The organism is Segatella baroniae DSM 16972 = JCM 13447 (assembly GCF_000426585.1).
GTDB lineage: Bacteria > Bacteroidota > Bacteroidia > Bacteroidales > Bacteroidaceae > Prevotella > Prevotella baroniae.
In genome coordinates, this window is the sequence record NZ_AUFQ01000004.1 from 184,005 (window position 1) to 208,005 (window position 24,001).

Genomic DNA, 24,001 nt, shown 5'->3' on the forward strand with positions numbered 1-24,001 from the left:
GAAAGGGCTGCTTTTACAAGCCAAAAGGACAGCTTTCAGAAAGCAAAAGGACAGCGATGGAAAAGCCATCGGCCAACGATGTTTCCATCACTGCAAAGATATAGCTTTTTTATCAGTAATGTTGGGGGATGACATAATTAAGGTTTCTCCGCTTTTCAGTTTTGTTTTTTTTAACGTATCGCGCCGCCATTGCTCCGCGAAAAGCCGACGGACGTGTTGCCCGACTTGCGGGAAATGCGTATTTTTGCAAAATATCGCAACACCGATGGATGTTCACCAGCTTCCATGCTTCGAGCAAAGCGATCCGTAATATTCGTTTACGATATGACAAACATCAATGAATTTGACGAATATTTCCGTCAAGGGGAACCCGACAAGGGGAAGAAGGCATACGTATGGGCCACAGCCATAGGCTTGCAGGCCGTGGACGGGCTGGAGCCCTCCACCTATCTGCGCGAGACCGCCAAGCGGAACATAGAAGGAGAGATAGGGCTGGATGAAGCGCAAAAGCTCATCCGGTCGTACTATGAGGGCAAAACGGACCGGACTTCCAATCATGACGATACGGAAGAAGCCGACCGTGTTGCGGCAAACATCGCAAAGATACTTTCCGCCAACACGCTTGCTTTCAACGCAAACGGCTTCATTTCCTTGCACCGACGTATCTTCGATGGCGTCTTTAAGTTTGCCGGGAAGATTCGCGACTATGACATCACCAAGAAAGAATGGGTATTGCGAGGCGACACCGTGAACTACCTGAACTGGGAAGACCTGAGAAGGGCGTTGGATTACGACATCGAACAAGAACGAAACTTCAGCTATGTGGGATTGACGGAAAACGAAATCATCTCCCATCTCACGAAATTTGTCTCCGGACTCTGGCAGATTCATCCTTTTGGCGAGGGCAACACACGCACCACCGCCGTCTTCACCATTCAATATCTTCGTTCCATCGGTTTTAATATCACCAATGATTTGTTTGCCAAACACGCATGGTATTTCCGAAACGCGCTGGTTCGTGCCAATTACAAGAACGTGGCGCAGCACATAGAATACACACCAATCTATTTGGAACGGTTTTTCCGCAATCTGCTGTTAGGCGAGCAATGGGAACTCCGCAATCGTCACCTGATCATCCATCCTTCCAAAGAATGGAGCGCACAGGCCAACCACATACATGCCGAGCAGGTTTCGAGCGAACACCGAACAAGTACCGAACAAGTACCGAACAAGCTGAAAATGGAGAATCCCCATGTTCTCAAACTCATTTCAACGATGGGAGAACGCCAAATGAAAGTAACGGAAATGATGGAAGCCATGGGAATGAAACATCGTCCTACCTTTCTCGCGAATTATCTCAACCCGGCCATTGACGCAGGAGTCATCGCTTTGTTATACCCCAACAGCCCGCGACATCCACGACAAAGGTATCTGTTGACGCCAAAGGGATTGCTTGTTTTAGCCGGCAATCGGTAGAAAGTGTTGCCCGCCTTGCGGGAAATGCGTATTTTTGCACAGAATTGATGGAGAAGAAGCACGATATGACAAGAACAAACGAGCTGGAGGATCGTTCGGCGTTCATCCTGCCGGCAGAGTGGGAACGGCAAAGTTGCGTCCAACTGACATGGCCGCATGCACAGACCGACTGGCTGCCCTACCTGGAAGAGATAACGACGACATTCATTGAAATGACGGATGTCATCACCCGCTATGAGCCTGTGCTGATTGCGGCGCAGGAACCGGAGACGGTGGAAGCGGCGTTGCGCTGGAAATTGAGTGCGGCTCAATGGCAGCGTGTCCGCATTTGTCCCGTGGAAAGCAACGACACGTGGGCCCGCGACCACGGTGGCATAACGCTCGTGGTGCACGACCGCGACCGACAGACGCGCTGCCGCCTGCTCGACTTCAGGTTCAACGGCTGGGGCGACAAGTTCGAAGCGGGGAAAGACAATGCCATCACACGCACGCTCCATGCCCAAGGCGCGCTGCGGGGCCAATGGGTCGACAAGGACGACTTCGTGCTGGAAGGCGGTTCGATTGAGAGCGACGGCAAGGGAACGGTCTTCACCACCTCCATGTGCCTGCTGGCTCCGCACCGCAATCAGCCGCTCACCCGACAACAGATAGAAGAACGGCTGAAGCAGGAGCTGTGCGCGCGCCGCATCGTGTGGCTCGACCATGGCAATCTGGTGGGCGACGACACCGACGGGCATATCGACACCATCGTCAGGACGGCTCCGGACGACACCTTATTATATATAGGATGTGACGATTCGCGGGACGAACAGTTTGAAGACTTTCAGGCTTTGGAGGCTCAACTCGTGTCGCTGAAAACCGACGGGGGCCTCCCCTATCGCCTGCTGCGGCTGCCCATGCCCGCCGCCATCTACGACGGCGAGGACCGTCTGCCTGCCACCTACGCCAACTTCGTCGTCATGAACGGGGCCGTCATGGTGCCTACCTATGGGCAACCGGACAACGACCGTGCCGCCATGGACGTCATTTCCCAGGCTTTTCCCGCACATGACATCGTCGGCATAGACGCCTCCACCGTCATCCGACAGCACGGTTCGCTCCACTGTCTCACCATGCAATACCCGGAGGGAGTGTGGAATGGGAAATGAGGAGTGTGGAATGAGGAATGTGAAATGATGTCGAATAGAACACACAACACCCAAATTATGAACAAACTAAAGATAGGTTTCTTACAACAACACAACACGGCCGACCGTCAAGACAACATGGTGAGACTGGCCGAAGGCATTGCCGACCTGGCAAAACGGGGCGCACAGCTCGTCGTTTTGCAGGAATTGCACAACTCACTCTACTTCTGTCAGGTGGAAGATGTAGACAATTTCAACCTGGCCGAACCCATCCCGGGGCCTTCCACCGACTTCTTCGGCGAACTGGCCCGGCAGTACCATGTGGTCATCGTCACATCGTTGTTCGAGAAGCGTGCGCCGGGCCTCTACCACAACACCGCCGCCGTCATCGAAGCCGATGGCAGCATTGCCGGCAAATACCGCAAGATGCACATCCCCGACGACCCCGCTTATTACGAGAAGTTCTACTTCACGCCCGGCGACCTGGGCTTCCGACCCATCGACACCAGCGTGGGGCGGCTGGGCGTGCTCGTCTGCTGGGACCAATGGTACCCCGAAGCAGCCCGCCTCATGGCCCTGCAAGGTGCCCAACTCCTCATCTATCCCACCGCCATCGGCTACGCCTTGAACGACACGGACGACGAACAGCAACGCCAGCGTGAAGCCTGGACGACCGTGCAGCGCGGGCATGCCGTGGCCAACGGACTGCCCGTCATCACCGTCAACCGCGTGGGCTTCGAGCCAGACCCCAGCGGACAGACCGAAGGCATTCGGTTCTGGGGCTGCAGTTTTGTGGCCGGCCCGCAGGGGGAACTGCACTACCAGGCCTCGACCGACGAGGAAGAGAGCGTCATCGTGAGCATAGACCTCGACCATAGCGAAGACGTAAGGCGCTGGTGGCCCTTCCTTCGCGACCGGCGCATTGACAATTATGACAACATCGTCAAGCGGTTCATCGATTAGACATGCCAACTTGTCACTCCCTATGCCAGTTCTTTCCCCATGGCATAGGGTTTGTTATTTTGGGGTGTCGTCGTTTTATGCGGCTACACCTTATTATATAGAACAACAAGAATAAAATATATACGATTATGGGAAAGATTATTGGAATCGACTTAGGTACTACAAACAGTTGCGTTGCGGTTTTTGAAGGCAACGAACCTGTAGTGATTGCAAACAGTGAAGGCAAGCGTACAACGCCTTCAGTGATTGGTTTCGTGAAAGACGGCGAGCGCAAGGTGGGTGACCCTGCCAAGCGTCAGGCCATCACCAACCCGAAGAACACCGTTTATTCTATCAAGCGCTTCATGGGTGAGACCTATGAGCAGAGTCGCAAAGAGGCCGAGGCCATGCCTTACACGGTCGTAAACGACGGCGGCTACCCACGCGTAGAGATTGAAGGTCGCAAATATACGCCTCAGGAAATCTCGGCCATGGTGCTCCAGAAGATGAAGAAGACGGCCGAAGACTATCTCGGACAGGAAGTGACCGACGCCGTCATCACCGTTCCGGCCTACTTCTCCGACTCACAGCGTCAGGCCACCAAGGAAGCCGGGCAGATTGCAGGCCTCAACGTTCAGCGTATCGTGAACGAGCCTACGGCTGCCGCGCTGGCTTATGGCGTAGACAAGGCCAACAAGGACATGAAGATTGCCGTGTTCGACTTGGGTGGTGGTACGTTCGATATCTCTATCCTCGAATTTGGCGGCGGCGTGTTCGAAGTGCTCTCCACCAATGGCGACACCCATCTGGGTGGCGATGACTTCGACCAAGTCATCATCAAGTGGCTGGCCGACGGCTTCAAGGCCGACGAAGGCATTGACTTGACCAAGGACCCGATGGCCATGCAGCGCTTGAAAGAGGCTGCCGAGAAGGCAAAGATTGAATTGTCAAGCTCAACCACGACGGAAATCAACCTGCCTTACATCTCTGCCGAGGGCGGTGTTCCCAAGCACCTGGTCAAGACTTTGACTCGTGCACAGTTCGAGCAGTTGGCCCACGAATTGATCCAGGCTTGTCTGGTACCCTGCCAGAATGCCGTTCGCGACGCCAAACTTTCTACATCCGACATCGATGAAGTAATCCTGGTGGGTGGTTCGAGCCGTATTCCTGCCGTGCAGACATTGGTGAAGAACTACTTCGGCAAGGAGCCGTCAAAGGGTGTGAACCCGGATGAGGTGGTCGCTGTAGGTGCCGCTATCCAGGGCGCCATCCTCAACAAGGAGAGTGGTGTGGGCGACATCGTTTTGCTCGACGTAACGCCGTTGACCCTCGGTATCGAGACCATGGGTGGCGTCATGACCAAACTGATTGAAGCCAACACGACCATCCCCTGCAAGAAGAGCGAGACTTTCTCCACCGCCGTTGACAACCAGACCGCCGTTACCATCCACGTATTGCAGGGTGAACGTCCCATGGCTGCGCAGAACAAGAGTATCGGCCAGTTCAACCTGGAAGGTATCGCCCCGGCTCGCCGCGGCGTTCCACAGATTGAGGTTACTTTCGATATCGACGCCAATGGTATTCTCAATGTGAGTGCCAAAGATAAGGCCACCGGCAAGGAGCAGAAGATTCGCATCGAGGCTTCGAGCGGCTTGAGCCAGGAAGAGATTGACCGCATGAAGGCGGAGGCCGAGCAGAACGCCGCAGCCGACAAGGCCGAGCGTGAGAAGATAGACAAGCTCAATCAGGCCGACTCTATGATCTTCACGACCGAGAACTTCCTGAAGGACAATGCCGACAAGATTCCGGCCGACAAGAAACCCGCCATCGACGCTGCCCTCCAACAGCTCAAGGACGCCCACAAGTCAGCTGACGTTGCAGCCATCGACACAGCTATCAATAACCTCAACACCGTTATGCAGGTAGCATCACAGCAGATGTACAGCCAAGCAGGTGCACAGGCAGGTCCTCAGCCAGGCGCAGACGCTGGTCAGCAGGAGCAGCCAAAGCAGGATGACACTATCCAAGATGCAGATTTTGAGGAAGTGAAGTAAAGAAGATTATAAGTATATTACAACAAAAGAGAGGAACTATAATATTCTTCTCTTTTGTTTTATCCAACCTAAACAATGAAGAAAGAGAATATCTTAAAGCAGGTAGTACTGCAAGAGTATGGAGAAAAGAAGCACTCGAAACTTACTAAGAGTCAGTTATCACTTTCACCTGAGCTTTATTCTGAGGTGAAGAGTATGTACAAAGAATTAGGAGGAACACAGGAAGATCCTCCTTTAACTTTTGGTCCATGGGATATCTCAACCCCTGAGTTTATAATAGAATTAGATGAAGAGAATCATTTCAATAGATATAGATTGCAAACATTAAACTCTGCCATTTATCAAGAAATAAAAGGTTTCTCAAAAGACCGATATCAACAATATTGTATCAAATATGAGGCTAATTGCTGTAAGTATGGCGGATATTGGAAAAATGATTCATCGGAAAATCTGTTCATAAAAAGTGATGATAATGGATGCTTAAATGGAACTGGTAGCTCGAGATGGAGACAACGTGCCTTTTATGATTTCCTAAGAGATATTACTGGAGTTATAAGCGGAATTCCTGTTATCCGTTTATCTATTTATCAAACATTTAAGGGTAAGAAAGTCCAAGATATTATAGAGTCTAAAGATAAGACTATGATTTTAGATTTAGTAAGGACGACAGTCGATGAGTGGATGTAGGAATCACTTATGACACATTATATTGAAGAAGAATATCCTATGACCCTTGAAGAATACAACCAATTATCCTACGATTACGAACACTGTGCTGGTACTCACTGCGAGAAAGCCAATCAGTGTTTGCGCCATACTGCCTACACGATGCTTGAATCGGGTGGGCGGGAACGGTATATGATGTTGAACCCGAAAGTGGTAACGGGTGCACAGCCATGTCCGTACTATGAGCAGAAGCGAAAGAAACGTTTTGCGTGGGGCATCTCTCGCATTTACGACAATGTGCGGATGGCAGACTTGAAGCGTGTCCGTCACGAAGTAATGATGTGCTTCGGCTCTGAAGTTTACTACAAGGTTAAGCAGCAACGCCGTGCCATAACTGAAGAAGAGCAGAAGATGGTTCGCCTTTCCTTTACTGAAATGGGTTACGACGGTAGTTCCATCGAGTTCGATCGCTATGAAGAACAATACGCCGCTGTGATGCGGTTGGCAAGATACAGTTAGATATCTGCACACATTTGCTTGACATTCTCTGACAGTTCTTCATTAGGTTCTTATAGAAAGGTATATAACTTATAAAATTGGACACGTTAGTCCAGTGAGTTGGACAGACGTGTCCAATACGTTGGATCAGTCAGTCCAATTAATTGGATTAGCTTGTTCAATTCTTTAGATGAACTTATCCAATTTCTTTGGTTTAGAAGAAATCATTTAGTAATATGAATAGACAGAAGATTGCAAACATAATAGACAGGAAGTCACATACCGATTGGATGTGTACGGCTTATGACTGGTTTATGGTTCTGACCATTCTCGTAAGCCTTCTTCCGCTGATGTTCATGGAGTCGCACAAAGTGTTTTGGTTTACGGAAATGGCTTCTACGTTTGTGTTCATTCTTGATTACTTGTTTCGCTGGGGTACGGCTGATATTAGAAGCAACAATCGCAAGATAGTGTTCCTCACCTATCCGTTTTCTTTTATGGCAATCATTGACCTGCTGTCTATCCTGCCTGCCGTAACACTGCTTAATCCTGCATTCAAGCTCTTCCGCTTCATACGCCTGCTGAGGCTGACAAGAGTCTTGAAGATGTTTGGAATATCAAGCAAGGTGCGGTTGTTTATGTCCATACTCTACAAGGAGCGTCAGGTCTTGTCGTCTGTCTTGGTCTTGGCTCTGCTCTATATCTTTGTGACGGCACTCATACTGTTCGATGTCGAACCCCATATAAATCCATATACAGGTCAGCCTACCTTCCGTTCCTTCTTCGATGCCTTGTATTGGGCAACCGTAACACTTACCACGGTAGGTTATGGCGATATGTGTCCTGTGACCGACATTGGTCGTTTCGTAAGTATGCTTTCGTCCTTGTTCGGTATAGCTGTTATCGCTTTGCCCTCTGGTGTCATTACCGCCCGATATCTTGATGAGTTGCGAAAGGAGAAGGCATGTTAAGTAAGTGATTAAAGATATGGAAGTTGGAAGCATAAAAAGTCATCTTCGTGATGATGAGAAGAAAGGTGTTATTCCTATTGTACAAAGCCTTTCAGACCACCAAATAACAGAATAACACACAAACCTATTGTGTTTTTATAGTGTTTCTTCAGTGTCTTAGGACACAGAGGAAACACTTTTTTCATTTGCACCGTAAAAATCAATAACAAGTATTATGGTACAAAATGAAATCACTTTTGAGAACTTGCCAAAGGCAGTTGCTCACTTAGTCGGCGAAATTGCTGAAATCAAGAATTTAGTATGTAAAGGACAAACACCTGTTACCCCTCCCAAACGTATTCCTATTGGAATAGATGATGCGTGTAAACTAATAGGGAAAGCCAAGCCCACGGTTTACACCTTAGTACGAAAACGCTTACTACCTTGTTATAAAAATGGTAAGCATCTCTATTTTTTTGAAGATGAGTTGTTGGCATGGATTGAAGGAGGTAAGAAAAAGACTGTTGCCGAAATCAACGAGGAGGCAAAAAAATTTATCTCTGAGAAACATTCTGATTCCTTTTTATAAATATATGCATTATGGAAAAGGAAAGAACTGAAGGGCGAGCCAAGGAATCTAAGAATGAACGCATAGAGCAATTCTTGAAAGAACATTATGCTTTTCGTTTTAATACAGTTAAAAGTAGAACAGAGTTTCAAAAACAAGATTCTAAGACTTCATTCCGTCCTCTTACTAAATATGATATTAATTCTATGCGTCGGCTGGTAGATGGGACTTTGGGGATATATACTCCAGCTGATAATATTCGAGCAATATTGGAGAGCGACTTTTACAATAAAGTTAACCCGATTCGTGAGTATTTGTTGAATCTTCCAAAGCCTAAAGGTGAAGATGAATCTGAAATCATAAGGTTGGCAAATTGTGTTGTGGTGAGAAATCCTGATAAATGGAACCACTACTTTGTAAAATGGTTGGTTGCTGTCGTAGCCAATGCTATGGATGATTTACAGTGTCGTAATCATACATGTTTAGTTCTTACAGGTGAACAAGGAAAATTCAAAACAACTTTCCTTGATTTACTCTGTCCAGAACAACTGAAGAGTTATCTTTTCACAGGAAAGATTGACCCACAAGGAAAAGATGTACAAACACTGATTGCGGAATATCTTTTTATCAATATTGACGACCAGCTAAAGGCACTCAATAAGAGAGATGAAAATGAATTGAAGAATCTGATAACGACACCCAAAGTAAAATATCGTAGACCATACGACACTTACATCGAGGAGTATCCTCACTTAGCAAGTTTTATGGCATCAGTTAACGGTAATGATTTTCTAACAGATCCGACAGGCAGTCGTCGCTTTCTACCTTTTGAAGTTGAACACATTGATATTGACACAGCTAAAGAGATTAATATCAACAAGGTGTACTCAGAGGCAGTTGACTTGTGGAGAGTTGGCTATCATTACTGGTTCAATGAAGAGGAAATAGCTGAACTGCATCAAGAGAGCGAAGGGTTTCAAGTGCAGACTGTTGAGTATGAAATGCTTCTTAAAGGTATGGAAAAACCAGCTGTAACCGAAGAAAGTTATATGACCACTTCTGAAATCTTAAACTATTTGCGTGGATATACAACGCTTAACCTAAGTGAAAGGAGAATGGGAGAAGCCTTGAAAAAGGCTGGTTTCTTGCGGAAATCCAAAAGGATAGGTGGCAATCCAATGTATGTCTATCATATACGCAAGATTGTTCCAAATCCCTTTATTCAAAGTTACAATACTAATTATTAATACTACTTTACTACAAAGAGAGATAAAGCATTGAAAGAAAAAAGGTTAGACCGTAGTAAATAATGATATAAGGTATTACTACCTCATTACTACCAACCTATCATATACAGATGCAATGATTACCACAAAGATAGTTAGTACTACATATTTTTCTTTCATTGTCAATGACTTACAAAACAATAACATTGTAGTAAGTAATAGGTTTAAAAGTTACAAGTATGACAATAGATGAAATTAAAGCAATATCAATTAAAGATTACTTAGGTAGTATGTCTATATACCCAACAAAGAATTATAGCTATTACGGGATGTATAAAAGTCCATTCCGAAATGAACATACTCCAAGTTTCAAAGTTGATTATAACCAAAATCTATGATATGACTTTGCCCTTGATGAAGGTGGGAGTCTTATAGATTTAGTTATGAGATTACATAATTGCAGTTTAGTACAAGCTATAGAGTTGTTTAATGGTAAACAAAATAACCTACCAAAATCCATAGCTAATAGCAAAACAATTTCTCTAAGCCAATCACGTATAGAGCTTATCGGCTCTACCAACTTATGTCATCCGAATCTCATAGAATATTTTACACATAGAGGAATCAATCTGAACATTGCGAAAAAATATTGTAGGGAAATCCATTATAGAATTGGTGATAGGAGTTTTTACGCAATAGGCTTTCCAAACAATTCTTATGGGTATGCATTGCGCAATCCATACTTCAAAGGGTGTTTGCCTCCTTCCAATGTGTCGTATGTTCCCAATCCCTCAGAACAAATCAATCTGCTTGAAGGTTTTATGGATTATCTTAGTTTACTCACGATGAGTCCAGATGAAGAGAAGAAAGCCGCACTGATACTTAACTCGATTAATAATATCAAAAAGTCAAGATTTTTTCTTTCAAAGCACAAACTCATCTGTTCATATTTAGATAATGATGAAAGAGGAAAGCGAACTTTAGAACAACTTAAAAGAGACGGTTTTGCTGTTCAAGACTGCTCTTCTGTCTTCCAGAATTATAAAGACCTAAATGAGTACTTATGTGCTGAATTCAAGCATTCAGAGGAAGCAGAAAATAAGAAAATCAAAGGGATTAAGCTATGATTGTAGGATTTGCTTTGCATAATCTGTTTTTCGGGGAGCAAGTTTATGTTTTGGGCATACCAAAACCACTTGCTCCACCTCCTGACAGTCGGTGCAGAGGATTATCCCGTCGGTCTCCATCAAACCAAATTAAAGAAACAAATATGACTAAATCAGAATACCACAAGGGCGGTCGCCCGACCAAAGGCGCAGCCGAAAAGAAGAAATACCGTATCACGGTAAAACTGAATACGCAGGATTATTATACGCTTAAAGGTAAAGCCAAGAACGCAGGAATATCCATGAGTGAGTTTGTAAGGAAAGTTCTTGATAAAGGAAATGTCATTGAACGACTGACAGTAGAGCAAGCAGACTTCATCCGCAAACTGTGTGGCATGGCAAACAATCTCAATCAGTTGGCACATCGTGCCAATGCAGAAGGTTTTCATGCCGTTGCTCCTTTCCATAAAATCATCATTGGCAAGATTGACGAAATCCTAAATCTGATACGAAGATGATTGCAAAGATAATGAAAGGTTCGGGCTTCAAGGGTGTCATCAATTACATCCTTGACCCGAAGAAAGGAACGGAACTCATAGATAGTTCGGGTGTGAGAACAGATAGAGTTAGCCACATCATTCAGAGTTTCATTGACCAAACTGATCTAAATCCACGAGTGGATAAGGTTGTGGGGCATATCTCTTTGAGTTTCTCTGCACAAGACTCCCCAAGACTCAGCAATGAGCGGATGGTGAAAGTGGCTAGTGAGTACATGGAAAAGATGGGAATAAAAGATACGCAGTATATCATTGGTCGCCATTTCGATAAGGAGCACCCACATGTGCATATTGCATTCAACCGAATAGATAATAACGGCAAGACTATCTCTGACCGTAACGATAGATTCAGAAGTGAGAAGATTTGCAAGGAACTGATCGCAAAATATGGTTTGTACTTCGCCGATGGTAAGGAGAAAGTCAAGGAACACCGCTTGAAAGAACCTGACAAGACCAAGTATGAAATCTATCAGACGTTGAAAGCAGAAATTGGTCAGTGCAGGAATTGGAAAGACCTTCTTGCTCACTTGAAAAAGCAAGATATTGATGTCCATTTCAAGTACAAAGGCAACTCACAAGAAGTGCAGGGTATCATCTTTGAAAAGAATGGCTATCATTTCAATGGTTCTAAAGTGGATAGGAGTTTCAGTTATTCCAAGATAGACTTTGCCCTGCAACAGAATAACAGGGAAAACGAACAGCAAACACAAGGAATGATAAACCTCATATCCAATGTTGCAAGTGTTACGAGCGAAATTACCAACGACCTCATCAAAGGAGGATTGGATTTGTTTCAAACTCATGGTACTGTCCCTGCGGAGGTTTACAACACACTCGATAAAAAGAAGAAAAAGAAAAAAATACATTTATAACTATGGCTGATAATAATACATTTGTCCTCTTTGAGGAAATCAAAAACAAGTTGGAGACAATTTACAGGGAGCTAAAGGAGTTGAAAGAAAAGGAGAACGGTTCTGTTTCCCTCCCTGTTCAATCTACACCAGCACAAAGTGATGAGCAGAAAGAACAGGAATTGCTCAATCAGTATGAACAGCGAACAAAAGAAGTGATTAACAAGTACATTGGTGTGCAAGTACGCATCAAAGACGAGGAGGCCAAATCCATTGATAAATTAGTGGCACATGTCTTGACTATGCTGCACGAGTGGCAGGAACAGAAAGAGCATCCTCAACCGCAGGAACTGCTTCACAGGCACAGCTTTGACATCAAGTCCTCGAAAGTCTTTACTACTGTGGTGGCAATGTCTGCCCTCTGCTTTGTTTCTTTGGTCGGTAACTACTTCTTGTGGCAAAGCAAACAGCAATACAAAGATGATGCCTTGAAATTCCGTATCATCAGAGTATGGAGAGGATGCAGCCCAAAGGAAATTCTATGGCTCAATGATGTGTTCGATATTCATCGCAATGAAAAGATTATCAAGCTAATCAAGGAAAAATCCGATGGTTACGACATGGAATTGAAGCAAAAGGCAGATAGTTTGATGCAGAATAACTTACAAAACAAGAAGAGCAAATAGGATTGTGGATATAAAATTTTTGAAAGAGGAGAAAATATCTCCTCTTTTTTATTTCTTATACAAGAAAATTTACTATATTTGCAAACAATCATATAATATTTATGGAAAGTCCAACCAACAGAATAAAAGAGGTGCTTATCGAGAAGGGGATTAAGCAAACATGGCTTGCAGAGAAACTTGGCAAAAGTTTCACGATAGTGAACTCATACGTTTGCAATCGTCGACAGCCAAGTTTGGAACTGTTATTTCAAATAGCCGAAATTTTACAAGTCAATCCAAAGGAATTGATTAATACCCCAGATGAGTAACGATGTTTATTATGGCAGAGCATAAAAAATCTATTCGTTTTTTCAACGACCGTGAAGTAAGGGCGGTATGGGATGAGGAACAAAACTGTTGGTGGTTCTCAGCAACAGATATTGTTCGTGCCATTAACAATGAGCCTGACTATACCAAAGCTGGTAACTATTGGCGATGGCTTAAAAGGAAGTTGAAGCAAGAAGGTGTTGAACTCGTGAGTGCAACTCACGGCTTCAAGTTTGAAGCTCCTGATAGGAAGCTACGTGTGGCAGATGTTCTCAATAGTGAAGGCGTTGTATTGTTGGCAAAGAACTATCCCAATAATCGTGCTAATGACTTTCTCGATTGGTTTACCTACAGCGATAATACCATTGATGGGCAGAGTAAGAAGAAAGCCTACCAACTCTTTGAGAGTGGCATCTTGCAGACGACAGAGCCAGGAAGTATAAAGTCTCTGCAACAGATACACGCTTATCTCTTTGGCGGTCTTTACGATTTTGCAGGGCAGATACGTACCAAGAATATTTCAAAAGGTGGTTTTACCTTTGCTAATTGTATGCACTTCCCTGAAACCCTGCAAGCAATAGAGCGAATGCCAGAAACAACCTTCGAGGAGATAATGGACAAATATGTTGAAATGAATGTTGCGCATCCATTTATGGAAGGTAACGGTCGTAGCACTCGCATTTGGCTTGACCTCATGCTAAAGCGTTCTCTCAAACGGTGTGTGGACTGGAGCCAGATAGATAAAAACGAATATCTGACCGCAATGCGTGAGAGTGTAGCAGATAGCACGCTCATCAAGACTTTGGTACTGCCTACACTCACCACTAAGATTGATGACCGAGAAATGTTCATGAAAGGTATCGACTATTCATATTATTATGAGCAGAATGATTGATTTTTCCACATGGAATCTCTATTGTTAGGTAGGATGTTCTTTTAAAAAAGAATTACAACGTTATCTCACAATGAAAATTATATGATTCCGTTATAATAAAATGTAAAATAGGAAACTCTATGAATACAGAGAAAACAATAGAATACAATCTTATAAAAAGACTTATAGGTTTAAATTATACTTATCGTGAGGATATTCATGATAAGGAAGCACTTGAACAAAATTTCAGACAGAAGTTTGAACAACTCAACAGAGTTCATCTTTCGGATGCAGAATACAATAGATTGCTTGAAGATATTATCAACAGCGATGTTTATGTAGCTTCCAAGATGTTGAGAGAGGTGAATACTTTCATCCGAAAAGATGGTACACCGTTGCAATATAGCTTGGTCAATATTAGGGATTGGTGCAAAAACGAATATGAGGTTGTCAATCAACTAAGAATAAACACCAAGAACAGCTTCCAGCGATATGATGTGATTCTGTTGGTTAATGGACTTCCGCTCGTTCAGATAGAACTGAAGACCTTGGAAGTAAGTCCACGTCGAGCAATGCAACAGATTGTAGATTACAAGAATGACATAGGGAACGGATTTACTAATTCGTTACTATGCTTTATGCAATTATTTATAGTAAGCAATCAGACGCACACTTGTTATTTTACCAATAACAACAGCCTATATTTCAACTTTAATGCTGATGAGCAGTTTCTCCCTGTATATTATTGGGCAGATAAGGACAATCATAAGATTACAAACCTTGACGCTTTTACGGATGAGTTTCTCCCCAAATGCAAATTGGGAGAAATGATTAGCCGATATATGGTATTGGTTGCCAGCGAACAGAAACTACTCATCATGCGCCCTTATCAGATTTATGCTGTAAAGGCTATTATGAGTAGTGTTGAAGAAAATAGAGGAAACGGTTATATATGGCATACAACAGGTAGTGGCAAAACCCTCACTTCATTCAAAGCATCGACATTGTTAAAGGAAAACAGAGAAATAGTAAAGTGTCTGTTTGTTGTCGACAGAAAAGACCTTGACAGACAGACTCGTGAGGAATTTAACAAGTTTCAAGAAAATTGTGTAGAAGAAAATACAAATACAGAATCTCTTGTACAACGATTGGAGTCTGACGATTATGCAGATAAGGTGATTGTTACAACCATTCAGAAATTAGGCATTGCTCTGAACTCAAATACCAAGCAAAATTACAAGGAAAGACTATTACCGTTGAAGAATAAGCATTTGGTTTTTATCTTCGACGAATGTCATCGTTCCCAGTTCAAAGAAAACCATAAAGCCATTAAGGATTTCTTCCCCAATGCACAATTATTCGGATTTACAGGAACACCGATTTTTGAAGAGAATGCGGTCTATATCCAATATAATAACGAGCAGGGGACTTATATGACCACCAAGGATGTATTTGAAAACGAATTGCATACCTATACCATTACCCATGCCATTGAAGATAAGAATGTTCTTCGATTTCATGTGGACTATTTTAAACCCGATGAAAAAAAGGATATAACAGCTGAGGGAACCGTAAAGAAACAAGCCATTGTAGAGACTATCCTGTCTAAGCACGATGCTGCAACCAATGGCAGACGTTTCAACGCTTTTCTTGCTACATCCTCCATTAATGATGCAATAGAGTATTATCATTTGTTCAAAAAGGCTCAAAAAGCAAAAACAGATTGTGAACCATTAAACATTGCGTGTGTCTTTACTCCGCCTGCAGAGGGCAACAAAGATATTATGCAGATGCAGGAGGATTTGGCACAAGAAAGACAAGACAATACGGTTGAGCCTGAAAAGAAGAAACGAGCTTTGCAAGAAATCTTAAAGGATTATGAGCGACAGTTTGAGGCTCATTTTACTATCAACGAATTCGACGCATATTATCAAGATGTGCAGAAGCGAATAAAAGACCAACAATATAGCAATAAAGACTATCCACACAAGAATAAAATAGACATTACTATTGTTGTAGATATGCTCTTAACAGGTTTTGATTCTAAATACTTGAACACGTTGTATGTTGATAAAAATTTAAAGTATCACAATCTGATACAAGCCTTTTCAAGAACAAACCGTATCTTGAATGATACCAAGCCATACGGTAATATTCTTGATTTCAGAGGGCAGCAAGAGGCTGTGGACATAGCGATTACCAGATTCTCTGGTGTGGATGTAGATAAGCCAAGAACAATTTGGCTTGTTGATCCAGCCCCCACAATCGTGCAGAAATACAAGGAAGCTGTTACGCATTTGAAAGACTTTATGCATTCGCAGGATTTGGAGTGCAAGCCCGAAGAGGTTTATAATTTGCAAGGTGACGATGCACGTATTGGATTTGTAAATTGCTTCAAGGAAGTACAACGCTATCGAACACAACTTGACCAATATACGGATATTAGTGAGGAAGAGCGTACCGCCATTGACAATATGCTCAATGAAGAAAGGCTGAGAGGCTTCCGAGGTGCCTACCTTGAAACAGCAAAGCAACTCAAAAAGCAACAGGATAGGACAAAAGAAGGAGAGAACCCCCAAATAGAGAACATCGACTTTGAATTTGTCTTGTTTGCCTCTGCCTTGATAGACTATGACTATATAATGGAACTGATAGCAAGACTGTCGGGTGGAACTACTTCCAAGCAGAAGATGACAAAGGAGCAAATCATAAGCCTTATAAAGTCAAGTTCAAACTTATTGGAAGAGCGTGACGACATCATTGCTTACCTCGACAGATTAAAAGAAGGTGTAAACGGAAAAACTGCCAAGCAGATAAAGGAGGAATACGAAATATTCAAAACGGAGAAATATGCCAAAGAATTGCTCACGATAGCAGATAAGTATAATATCAGTGCTAAAGCATTGGAAGCATTCGTAAACGAAATTATCGACCGTAAGATCTTCGATGGCGAGAAACTGAACGACTTACTCGCTCCGCTTAATCTCGGCTGGAGAGACAGAACCAAGAAGGAGTTGGCACTAATGGAAGATGTTACCCCATTGCTGAAAAGACTATCAGCTGGGCAGGAAATCTCTGGCTTGTCAGCATACGACGAAAAGAAATAAAAGTATGACAAAAAAAATAAAACATATACCTAATCTCCGCTTTCCAGAATTTAAGAATTCTGGAGAATGGGAATTGAAAACTTTAAGTAAAATTACATCTTCCATTTTTGATGGTACACATCAGACACCTCAATATGTGGATAAAGGAGTTCCATTTTTTAGCGTTGAGAATCTTGTGAGTAACGCAAAGAATCGTTTTATTTCTCGAGATGATTATAATATTGCGACCGCAAAAAATAAACCCGAAAAAGGAGATATTTTGCTTACAAGGATCGGAAATATTGGCTTTTCTTCTATTGTGAGTTGGGATTATGATTTTAGCATTTATGTGACTTTAGCATGTATAAAGAGTTCAAGTTCTTTTAACTCATATTTTCTACATAGCTTTTTCCAAACCAATTGGTATCAAAAGGAGATCACAAGCAAGTCTTTATTAACTGCAGTTCCATGCAAAATAAATATGAGGGAATTAAAGTCTACAAAAGTCTTGCTTCCTCCTTCTCCACTATCTATAAAGGAACAATCAAAGATTGCTGAATGTCTTTCTTCTCTTGACAACTATATCAATGCTACGCAAGAGAAGATAGATTTATTACAAGCACATAAGAAAGGATTGATGCAGCAATTGCTCCCTGCATTAGGGAAAACTATACCCCAGTTGCGTATGCCAAAGTTTGAGCAGTCAAAGAAATGGAATCCTTATTCTATGAAAGAAATGTTTGAAATCAAGAATGGTTATACTCCCTCAAAATCAAATCCTAAATTCTGGGAAAATGGTACTATACCTTGGTTTAGAATGGAAGATATAAGAGAACACGGACATATACTTTCTGATTCAATCCAACATATAACGAAAGAGGCTGTTAAAGGGAAAGGTCTGTTTCCTGCTAACTCTATCATTGTTGCTACAACGGCTACAATTGGTGAACACGCACTGATAATTGTTGATTCGCTTGCGAATCAACAATTTACGTTTTTAACAAAACGTAAATCGTTTGATACACAAATAAATATGAAGTATTTTTACTATTATATGTATATCATTGACGAGTGGTGTAAACAGCATACAAATGGAGGTGGTTTTGCGTCTATTGATATGAATGGATTTAAACGACTGTCCGTATCTCTACCCTCACCAGAAGAACAGAAGGAAATTGCTGAATGCTTCACCTCAATTGATGATTTAATAGATAGTACAAAACAAAAACTTGTAATGCTTCAGAATCACAAGCGTGGTCTAATGCAACAGTTATTTCCAACAGTTTAAATAAAAAGCATAGATATGGATAAAGAAAACAACAAAATAATACCTTTCAAGACAATAGACAAAATTGCTGACAAATTAAGAGACGTTCTTAATTCGTCTGATAATGTCTTGCTGTATGCCTATAATGGTACTGGCAAGACTCGTTTGTCAATGGCATTTAAGAATAAAGGTAAAAAGAAAAATGGTGGTGACACTTTATATTTCAATGCTTTTACAGAAGACTTGTTTACTTGGGACAATGACTTGAAAAATGATGAAAATCGCACATTGAAGATAAATGAATTATCTAATTTTTTCAATGGCTTTAAAGATCTATCACTTGAAAACAGAATCTTTGCTCATCTGGAAAGATATGCCAAGATAAATTTCAAGATTGATTATGAAAAATGGACAATATCATTCAGCAGAATCATTCCTAATCCAAAATACAATCCACACAATCCGAACAATAGAGAACCTGAAACAATAGAACAGGACGGTATCAAAATATCACGAGGAGAAGAAAATATATTTATTTTCTGCATCTTTTTGGCTATCTGCGAATTGGTAATTGATGGAGCAGAAGCATATAAATGGGTAAAGTATATTTATATTGATGACCCTATATCTTCATTGGATGAAAACAATGCTATTACTATTGCAAATGATTTATCCAATATAATTGGAAAATGTAAGGGAAAGGCAAAAGTTGTTATATCCTCACATCACAGTTTATTTTATAATGTAATGTACAACGAACTGCGAAAAAGTAGCAAAAGCTATTTCCTGCACAAGACATCAAGCGAAGAATATCGCCTGCAAAAGACGGAAGATACACCTTTCTTCCATCATATAGCATTACTTTGCGAGCTAAAACAAAGAGTAGAGCAATATAAAAAGGAGAGAGAAGAAAATAAAGAGAATATTCAAACAAACATACTCAATACTTATCATTTTAATATTTTACGCAGTATATTGGAAAAAACTGCAGTCTTCTTTGGTTATACCGATTTTTCATTTTGTCTCAAAGATAAAAAAGACGAAGATGAGGACAAGGATAAAGTAGATAATGAAAATGAGAACTTATATGCACGTGCATTAAATATAATGAGTCATGGCAGATACTCAATTTTTTCACCTGTCGGAATGATGCCTGATAATGCAGACTTGTTTGTTGAGATATTTGATACATTCACCAAGAAATACGATTTTTACTTTCCTGATATTTTTGCAGAAGGAGATATATAAAAAAAGATTATGACAACAGAAAATAAAAATGAAATAGGTAAAACCCTTTGGGATATTGCCAATAGCTTGCGAGGTGCAATGATGGCAGATGATTTTCGTGATTATATGCTATCATTTCTCTTTCTGAAGTATCTTTCAGATAATTATGTTGCATTTGCAAAAAAAGAGTTAGGGGGAGACTATCCTGTTATAGATATAAAAGAAGCTGATGCTATTGGAGTCAATTCCCCATTGCAACTTTGGTACGAAAACAATCTACAAGATATAGATTTGTTTGAAGCACAGATGCGAAAAAAGATTCACTATGTTATTAAGCCACATTATCTTTGGGATAGCATAGCCGAAGAAGCACGTACACAATCTGATTCTTTATTAGAAAATTTAGAGAATGGCTTCAAATATATCGAAGAGGAATCTTTTGATACTTCTTTCAAAGGATTGTTTTCTGAAATCAATTTGAACTCAGAGAAACTTGGTAAGAACTATGCAGAACGTAATACATTGTTGGCAAAAGTTATCAATAAGATAAAAGAGGGAATATCAGAATTAGATACAACTACAGATGCATTGGGTAATGCCTACGAGTATCTTATTGGACAATTCGCAGCTAACTCTGGACAAAAGGCAGGTGAGTTCTATACCCCACAAGGAATTTCCTCAATACTGTCAAAGATAGTTATACTCGATTGCCAGGATCCCAAATCAGGTAAAAAGAAAAAGATAAACAAAGTATTGGATTTTACTTGTGGTTCTGGTTCATTACTTCTCAATGTACGGCATGAAATGGGAGCTAATGGTATTGGCAAAATTTATGGTCAGGAGAAGAATATTACAACCTATAACCTTGCCCGTATGAATATGTTGCTGCATGGAGTAAAAGATACGGAGTTTGAAATTCATCATGGTGATACACTTGTCAATGACTGGAGTATCCTAAACAATATGAACCCGTCAAAGAAGATGGAGTTCGATGCCATTGTTGCAAATCCCCCATTCAGTTATCGCTGGGAGCCAAAAGAGGAAACTGCAAAGGATTTCCGTTTCAGTCGTTACGGCCTTGCTCCGAAATCTGCTGCCGATTTTGCTTTTCTATTACATGGTTTCCACTATTTAAGTGGTGACGGTACTATGGCTATCATTCTTCCTCATGGAGTTTTGTTTAGAGGAGGAAAGGAGGAAACAATCAGAAAGAAACTTCTGAGCGATGATAATATAGATGCAGTTATCGGACTTCCTGCTAATCTATTCTATTCAACTGGTATTCCCGTCTGTATTTTAGTGTTGAAGAAATGTCGTCGTACAGATGACATTCTTTTCATCAATGCCAGTTCGGAAGAACACTATGAGAAAGGGAAACGCCAGAACTCATTGCGTCCTGAAGATATAAACAAAATAGTAGAAACTTATCAATTCCGTAGGGAAGAAAATCGTTATTCTCGTAAAGTCTATATGCGAGAAATCAAAGACAATGGCTATAATCTAAACATTTCACGCTATGTAAATCTGTCCAAAGAAGAAGAAAAGATTGATTTGGCAGAAGTACACAGACAGTTAGTTGCAACAGAGGAAAAGATTGAAGCTGCCCGTCAAAAGCATAATGATTTTCTGAAAGAGTTAGGGCTAGAACTTGTATAAAAACCATATCGCATAAAATTATAAAAAATGAAACATGAAATTAGTCCAGACAAGCAAACTGTAGAATCATGTCTGAAACAGAAATCCTACTATGTGGACTTTTATCAGAGAGAATATGTTTGGTCAAAAGAAACAGTAGAGATTCTTTTGCGTGATATTTTTTATGAATTTGAATTGTCGTATAATATTCATAAAGATGAAGAATTAACTCAAGAGGTTCTTGACCTCTATAATTGGTATTATATGAATGTATTCATTACCAATAAAGTGGATGGAAAAGTCTATATAGTAGATGGTCAGCAACGGTTAACGACACTTACGCTTATCGCTACCAAATTATATCATATAATTGATGATGAAAATCTAAAAGATACCTTAAAGGAATGTATTTTCTCAAAGGATAAATTCAAGGGAGATATTTTCTGTATAGACAATGAAAAGCGTAAAGATGTCATGCGAAGTATCTTAGCAGAAACTAAATACCAAGAACCTTATAAGAATAAAACCGAAGAAAATCTTATTTTAAGGTATAATGACATCAGTAAGTTTATAGATGACAAGAATCTTCCTTCAGAAGAAATTAAGGCTTTTACTTTTTATTTTCTTGAAAGATTAGTCATGGTAGAATTATCTATTGAAAAAGATGATACACCTATGGTCTTTGAAGTTATTAATGACAGAGGGGAATCTCTTAAGCCTTTTGAAATTCTTAAAGGAAAAATGATAGGGGCATTAGGTAAAAATGACACCGAAGCTTACTCTGAAAAATGGGACAATGCCATATCATGTTTGAGTGGCATACAAGATGCTTTTTTCATAGACTTCATAAAGTCTAGATTTGTTTTTAAGGAAAATGCCAAGTTAGAAACAGCATTGAACCAAGCGTATCATAGATACATCTTTGATTATAATGATATTGCAGATTCCTTACAATTCAGAAAGACTGATAAAAAGCATATTGCTAATATCAAACATTTTATAGATACGGATTTTAAGTATTATTCTAAACTATATGCTAAAATACGAGATAATCAAAATCAGTTCCTGAGGTATGATAATGTAATTAATTATCTATCAGGACAATATCAGATTATAATGGCTGCTTGCAGTATAGATGATCCGGTTGAAGATGAAAAGATAGATACTATTGCTAAAGAGATAGATAGGTTATGGATGCTTTTAATCTTAAATGATATCTATGATAGTAATAAGTTTCAAAATTTGTGTTATGAACTTAACAAATTATTGAAAGAAAAGAATATATCTGAATATCGTAGCATATTTGATAAGTTAATCATGGATGCAATTCGTGATAAGAGGAATACCACTCCAACTTCTGTATTAGATTATCAGAATTTCATCAAGAAGAATTATAGTAATATGAATACTCGTTCTTTAAGGTATCTTTTTGCACGAATAGAAAAATTCATTTGTGAACACACAAATCAGTCTATGCAAAACGATGTGGAGTATATATCTACAAAAACGGGGAATAAAACGGGGTACCATATTGAACATATTTTATCACATAATGAAATCAATAAAAAATATTTTGATAATGAAGAAGAATTTGAAGATAAACGGAATCTCTTAGGTGGATTGTTGCTACTTAAAGGTTTAGACAATATTAGTTCTGGTAATGAAGAGTATGTCGATAAGCTTAAAACTTATAGCAGTGGTTTAATATGGGGACATTCTTTGTGTGCAGACTTTTATCATGCAAATAAAGACTTTGCTAACTTTAATTGTTCCTTTAAAGAAGCAACTTCGGCAGAGTTTAGACCTTTCAATACATTTAATAAGGAGGCATTAAGTGAAAGAAGTCTATTACTCTATAACTTAATAAAAGTTATTTGGGAGGTATAGCATGAGAATAGTGATAACATCCAAGATGATTTCTAATCAATACTACTCAAATAGAGGAAACATTTTTGTACCATACAAATGTAATTTACTGATAATCAGTGTAGGATAAGTTTGAGGAAGTGAAGTAAGAATAGTATTCATATTAATCGCAGCTTTCCACAATGGATTGCTGCGATTATTGTTTAAATAATACAATGGAGCTAAGAGAATTAATAGAAGAACAGCGGATACGGTTAGGAGCATTGCATCAAAATGTAGATGCCCTCATTCCATATTATACTTATGGCAGTAATGAGTTCGAATATTTTGAATGGGTAGAGAGAGCCAAGCGGTACATAGAACAAACCTTTCATGGAGATAAGCATATAGATGAATTTTATAAAACCTGTAACGAGAAACTTACTCTGAAACAGCAAATGAAATTATTAGCTATACTTGAAGCTTTTGAGAAATATCCAAAAGTGATAGAAAACAGCAAAGCAACAAATCGGGCTGGTGACATAAACATACACAACAATATCAGCAATACTAATACTCAAAGTCAATCTCAACAACAGGGAATAGAGATTCTCATAAAAGCACTTGGAGACCAACTCTCTGTAAGCCAGTTAAAGGAAATAAAGCAAGTCGTAGAAGAAGCTAAGGGTGACTTAGAAAAAGCTAAACCCAAACTCATTGATAAAATAAAATCGTTTGGCGGGAATGTAGCTTCGAATATCCTCGCAAACCTCATAACCAATCCTACTATTTGGGCACTGCTGGGCTAAATGCATTTACCTTATCCAATTGAAACAACCAACCAAATTCAACCTGCTATGACCCTCGAAGAATACAATCAATTAGACAGTGGCTTCGCCCATTGCAGCGGAGCAAACTGCGAGCGGGCAAGCGAATGCCTGCACAACGCGGCACACAAGATACGCCAGTTCGGGATAAGGACTTGCTTAGAACAATTCCAATTGCCTGCTCTTTTCAATGTGTACGGGCAGTGCCTCGGGCTTATTCTCGAAGA

20 protein-coding genes and 2 pseudogenes are annotated in these 24,001 nt (G+C 40.8%); all 22 read left to right on the plus strand.

All coding sequences use genetic code 11. The annotated features are described in order from the left end of the window. The first annotated feature begins 324 nt into the window (after window positions 1-324). Window positions 325-1,476, plus strand: coding sequence for a Fic family protein (locus K334_RS0105220; protein ID WP_027444616.1), 1,152 nt, complete (start codon window positions 325-327; stop codon window positions 1,474-1,476). A 65-nt stretch (window positions 1,477-1,541) separates the two neighbouring features. Next, on the plus strand, window positions 1,542-2,624 hold the full coding sequence (locus K334_RS0105225) for an agmatine deiminase family protein (protein WP_025880262.1): 1,083 nt from the start codon (window positions 1,542-1,544) through the stop codon (window positions 2,622-2,624). 57 nt (window positions 2,625-2,681) lie between these two features. Continuing rightward, window positions 2,682-3,566 (plus strand): carbon-nitrogen hydrolase, encoded by an 885-nt coding sequence (locus tag K334_RS0105230; RefSeq protein ID WP_025880261.1) that lies wholly within the window; start codon window positions 2,682-2,684, stop codon window positions 3,564-3,566. A 128-nt stretch (window positions 3,567-3,694) separates the two neighbouring features. Continuing rightward, a complete protein-coding gene (dnaK, locus tag K334_RS0105235) occupies window positions 3,695-5,599 on the plus strand; it encodes a molecular chaperone DnaK (RefSeq protein WP_027444618.1) in 1,905 nt (634 codons plus the stop codon). Between the two features lie 75 nt (window positions 5,600-5,674). Next, window positions 5,675-6,286: a DUF7255 family protein gene (locus tag K334_RS0105240; protein WP_025880260.1), complete on the plus strand. Its 612-nt coding sequence runs from the start codon at window positions 5,675-5,677 to the stop codon at window positions 6,284-6,286. A gap of 39 nt (window positions 6,287-6,325) precedes the next feature. Then, a complete protein-coding gene (locus K334_RS0105245; RefSeq protein WP_025880258.1) occupies window positions 6,326-6,784 on the plus strand; it encodes a DUF6078 family protein in 459 nt (152 codons plus the stop codon). Between the two features lie 215 nt (window positions 6,785-6,999). Then, window positions 7,000-7,734, plus strand: a complete 735-nt coding sequence (locus K334_RS0105250; RefSeq protein ID WP_025880256.1) for an ion transporter — start codon at window positions 7,000-7,002, stop codon at window positions 7,732-7,734. A 214-nt stretch (window positions 7,735-7,948) separates the two neighbouring features. After that, window positions 7,949-8,302 (plus strand): helix-turn-helix domain-containing protein, encoded by a 354-nt coding sequence (locus tag K334_RS0105255; RefSeq protein WP_025880254.1) that lies wholly within the window; start codon window positions 7,949-7,951, stop codon window positions 8,300-8,302. An 11-nt stretch (window positions 8,303-8,313) separates the two neighbouring features. Then, window positions 8,314-9,528, plus strand: a complete 1,215-nt coding sequence (locus tag K334_RS0105260) for a virulence-associated E family protein (RefSeq protein WP_025880252.1) — start codon at window positions 8,314-8,316, stop codon at window positions 9,526-9,528. Window positions 9,529-9,746: 218 nt separating this feature from the next. Beyond that, window positions 9,747-10,634: pseudogene (locus tag K334_RS0105265) on the plus strand (toprim domain-containing protein). 143 nt (window positions 10,635-10,777) lie between these two features. Then, a complete protein-coding gene (locus tag K334_RS0105275; RefSeq protein ID WP_027444619.1) occupies window positions 10,778-11,131 on the plus strand; it encodes a plasmid mobilization protein in 354 nt (117 codons plus the stop codon). Further along, entirely contained in the window at window positions 11,128-12,042 is a 915-nt protein-coding gene (locus K334_RS0105280) for a relaxase/mobilization nuclease domain-containing protein (protein WP_025880249.1), read from the plus strand. Before K334_RS0105275 ends, K334_RS0105280 begins: the two co-directional genes overlap by 4 nt. A gap of 2 nt (window positions 12,043-12,044) precedes the next feature. Next, window positions 12,045-12,707 (plus strand): hypothetical protein, encoded by a 663-nt coding sequence (locus tag K334_RS0105285; RefSeq protein ID WP_025880246.1) that lies wholly within the window; start codon window positions 12,045-12,047, stop codon window positions 12,705-12,707. A 101-nt stretch (window positions 12,708-12,808) separates the two neighbouring features. Then, window positions 12,809-13,015 (plus strand): helix-turn-helix domain-containing protein, encoded by a 207-nt coding sequence (locus tag K334_RS0105290; RefSeq protein WP_004362600.1) that lies wholly within the window; start codon window positions 12,809-12,811, stop codon window positions 13,013-13,015. A gap of 11 nt (window positions 13,016-13,026) precedes the next feature. Beyond that, window positions 13,027-13,908 carry a protein adenylyltransferase Fic gene (fic, locus tag K334_RS0105295; RefSeq protein ID WP_027444620.1) on the plus strand — a complete coding sequence of 294 codons (882 nt, stop codon included), beginning with the start codon at window positions 13,027-13,029 and terminating at the stop codon, window positions 13,906-13,908. Between the two features lie 119 nt (window positions 13,909-14,027). Further along, window positions 14,028-16,994 (plus strand): type I restriction endonuclease subunit R, encoded by a 2,967-nt coding sequence (locus K334_RS0105300; RefSeq protein ID WP_027444621.1) that lies wholly within the window; start codon window positions 14,028-14,030, stop codon window positions 16,992-16,994. 4 nt (window positions 16,995-16,998) lie between these two features. Next, the gene (locus K334_RS0105305) at window positions 16,999-18,261 is read left to right on the plus strand and encodes a restriction endonuclease subunit S (protein ID WP_025880245.1); all 1,263 of its coding nucleotides are present in this window, start codon (window positions 16,999-17,001) and stop codon (window positions 18,259-18,261) included. Between the two features lie 15 nt (window positions 18,262-18,276). After that, window positions 18,277-19,488, plus strand: coding sequence for an AAA family ATPase (locus tag K334_RS0105310; RefSeq protein WP_027444622.1), 1,212 nt, complete (start codon window positions 18,277-18,279; stop codon window positions 19,486-19,488). A 9-nt stretch (window positions 19,489-19,497) separates the two neighbouring features. Then, entirely contained in the window at window positions 19,498-21,123 is a 1,626-nt protein-coding gene (locus tag K334_RS0105315; RefSeq protein ID WP_025882390.1) for a type I restriction-modification system subunit M, read from the plus strand. A gap of 27 nt (window positions 21,124-21,150) precedes the next feature. Beyond that, window positions 21,151-22,989 carry a DUF262 domain-containing protein gene (locus K334_RS0105320; protein ID WP_025882389.1) on the plus strand — a complete coding sequence of 613 codons (1,839 nt, stop codon included), beginning with the start codon at window positions 21,151-21,153 and terminating at the stop codon, window positions 22,987-22,989. Window positions 22,990-23,183: 194 nt separating this feature from the next. After that, a complete protein-coding gene (locus K334_RS0105325) occupies window positions 23,184-23,756 on the plus strand; it encodes a hypothetical protein (RefSeq protein ID WP_025882387.1) in 573 nt (190 codons plus the stop codon). Window positions 23,757-23,804: 48 nt separating this feature from the next. Then, window positions 23,805-23,909: pseudogene (locus K334_RS15485) on the plus strand (DUF6078 family protein); the annotation flags it as partial. Between the last annotated feature and the right edge of the window lie 92 nt (window positions 23,910-24,001).

Coding starts and splice junctions, on each gene's coding strand:
- K334_RS0105305 (WP_025880245.1), top strand. CDS start 16,999: ATGACAAAAAAAATAAAACATATACCTAATCTCCGCTTTCCAGAATTT.
- K334_RS0105300 (WP_027444621.1), top strand. CDS start 14,028: ATGAATACAGAGAAAACAATAGAATACAATCTTATAAAAAGACTTATA.
- K334_RS0105325 (WP_025882387.1), top strand. CDS start 23,184: ATGGAGCTAAGAGAATTAATAGAAGAACAGCGGATACGGTTAGGAGCA.
- fic (WP_027444620.1), top strand. CDS start 13,027: ATGGCAGAGCATAAAAAATCTATTCGTTTTTTCAACGACCGTGAAGTA.
- K334_RS0105245 (WP_025880258.1), top strand. CDS start 6,326: ATGACCCTTGAAGAATACAACCAATTATCCTACGATTACGAACACTGT.
- K334_RS0105255 (WP_025880254.1), top strand. CDS start 7,949: ATGGTACAAAATGAAATCACTTTTGAGAACTTGCCAAAGGCAGTTGCT.
- K334_RS0105250 (WP_025880256.1), top strand. CDS start 7,000: ATGAATAGACAGAAGATTGCAAACATAATAGACAGGAAGTCACATACC.
- K334_RS0105275 (WP_027444619.1), top strand. CDS start 10,778: ATGACTAAATCAGAATACCACAAGGGCGGTCGCCCGACCAAAGGCGCA.
- K334_RS0105220 (WP_027444616.1), top strand. CDS start 325: ATGACAAACATCAATGAATTTGACGAATATTTCCGTCAAGGGGAACCC.
- K334_RS0105225 (WP_025880262.1), top strand. CDS start 1,542: ATGACAAGAACAAACGAGCTGGAGGATCGTTCGGCGTTCATCCTGCCG.
- K334_RS0105290 (WP_004362600.1), top strand. CDS start 12,809: ATGGAAAGTCCAACCAACAGAATAAAAGAGGTGCTTATCGAGAAGGGG.
- K334_RS0105310 (WP_027444622.1), top strand. CDS start 18,277: ATGGATAAAGAAAACAACAAAATAATACCTTTCAAGACAATAGACAAA.
- K334_RS0105320 (WP_025882389.1), top strand. CDS start 21,151: ATGAAACATGAAATTAGTCCAGACAAGCAAACTGTAGAATCATGTCTG.
- K334_RS0105260 (WP_025880252.1), top strand. CDS start 8,314: ATGGAAAAGGAAAGAACTGAAGGGCGAGCCAAGGAATCTAAGAATGAA.
- K334_RS0105240 (WP_025880260.1), top strand. CDS start 5,675: ATGAAGAAAGAGAATATCTTAAAGCAGGTAGTACTGCAAGAGTATGGA.
- K334_RS0105285 (WP_025880246.1), top strand. CDS start 12,045: ATGGCTGATAATAATACATTTGTCCTCTTTGAGGAAATCAAAAACAAG.
- K334_RS0105280 (WP_025880249.1), top strand. CDS start 11,128: ATGATTGCAAAGATAATGAAAGGTTCGGGCTTCAAGGGTGTCATCAAT.
- K334_RS0105230 (WP_025880261.1), top strand. CDS start 2,682: ATGAACAAACTAAAGATAGGTTTCTTACAACAACACAACACGGCCGAC.
- dnaK (WP_027444618.1), top strand. CDS start 3,695: ATGGGAAAGATTATTGGAATCGACTTAGGTACTACAAACAGTTGCGTT.
- K334_RS0105315 (WP_025882390.1), top strand. CDS start 19,498: ATGACAACAGAAAATAAAAATGAAATAGGTAAAACCCTTTGGGATATT.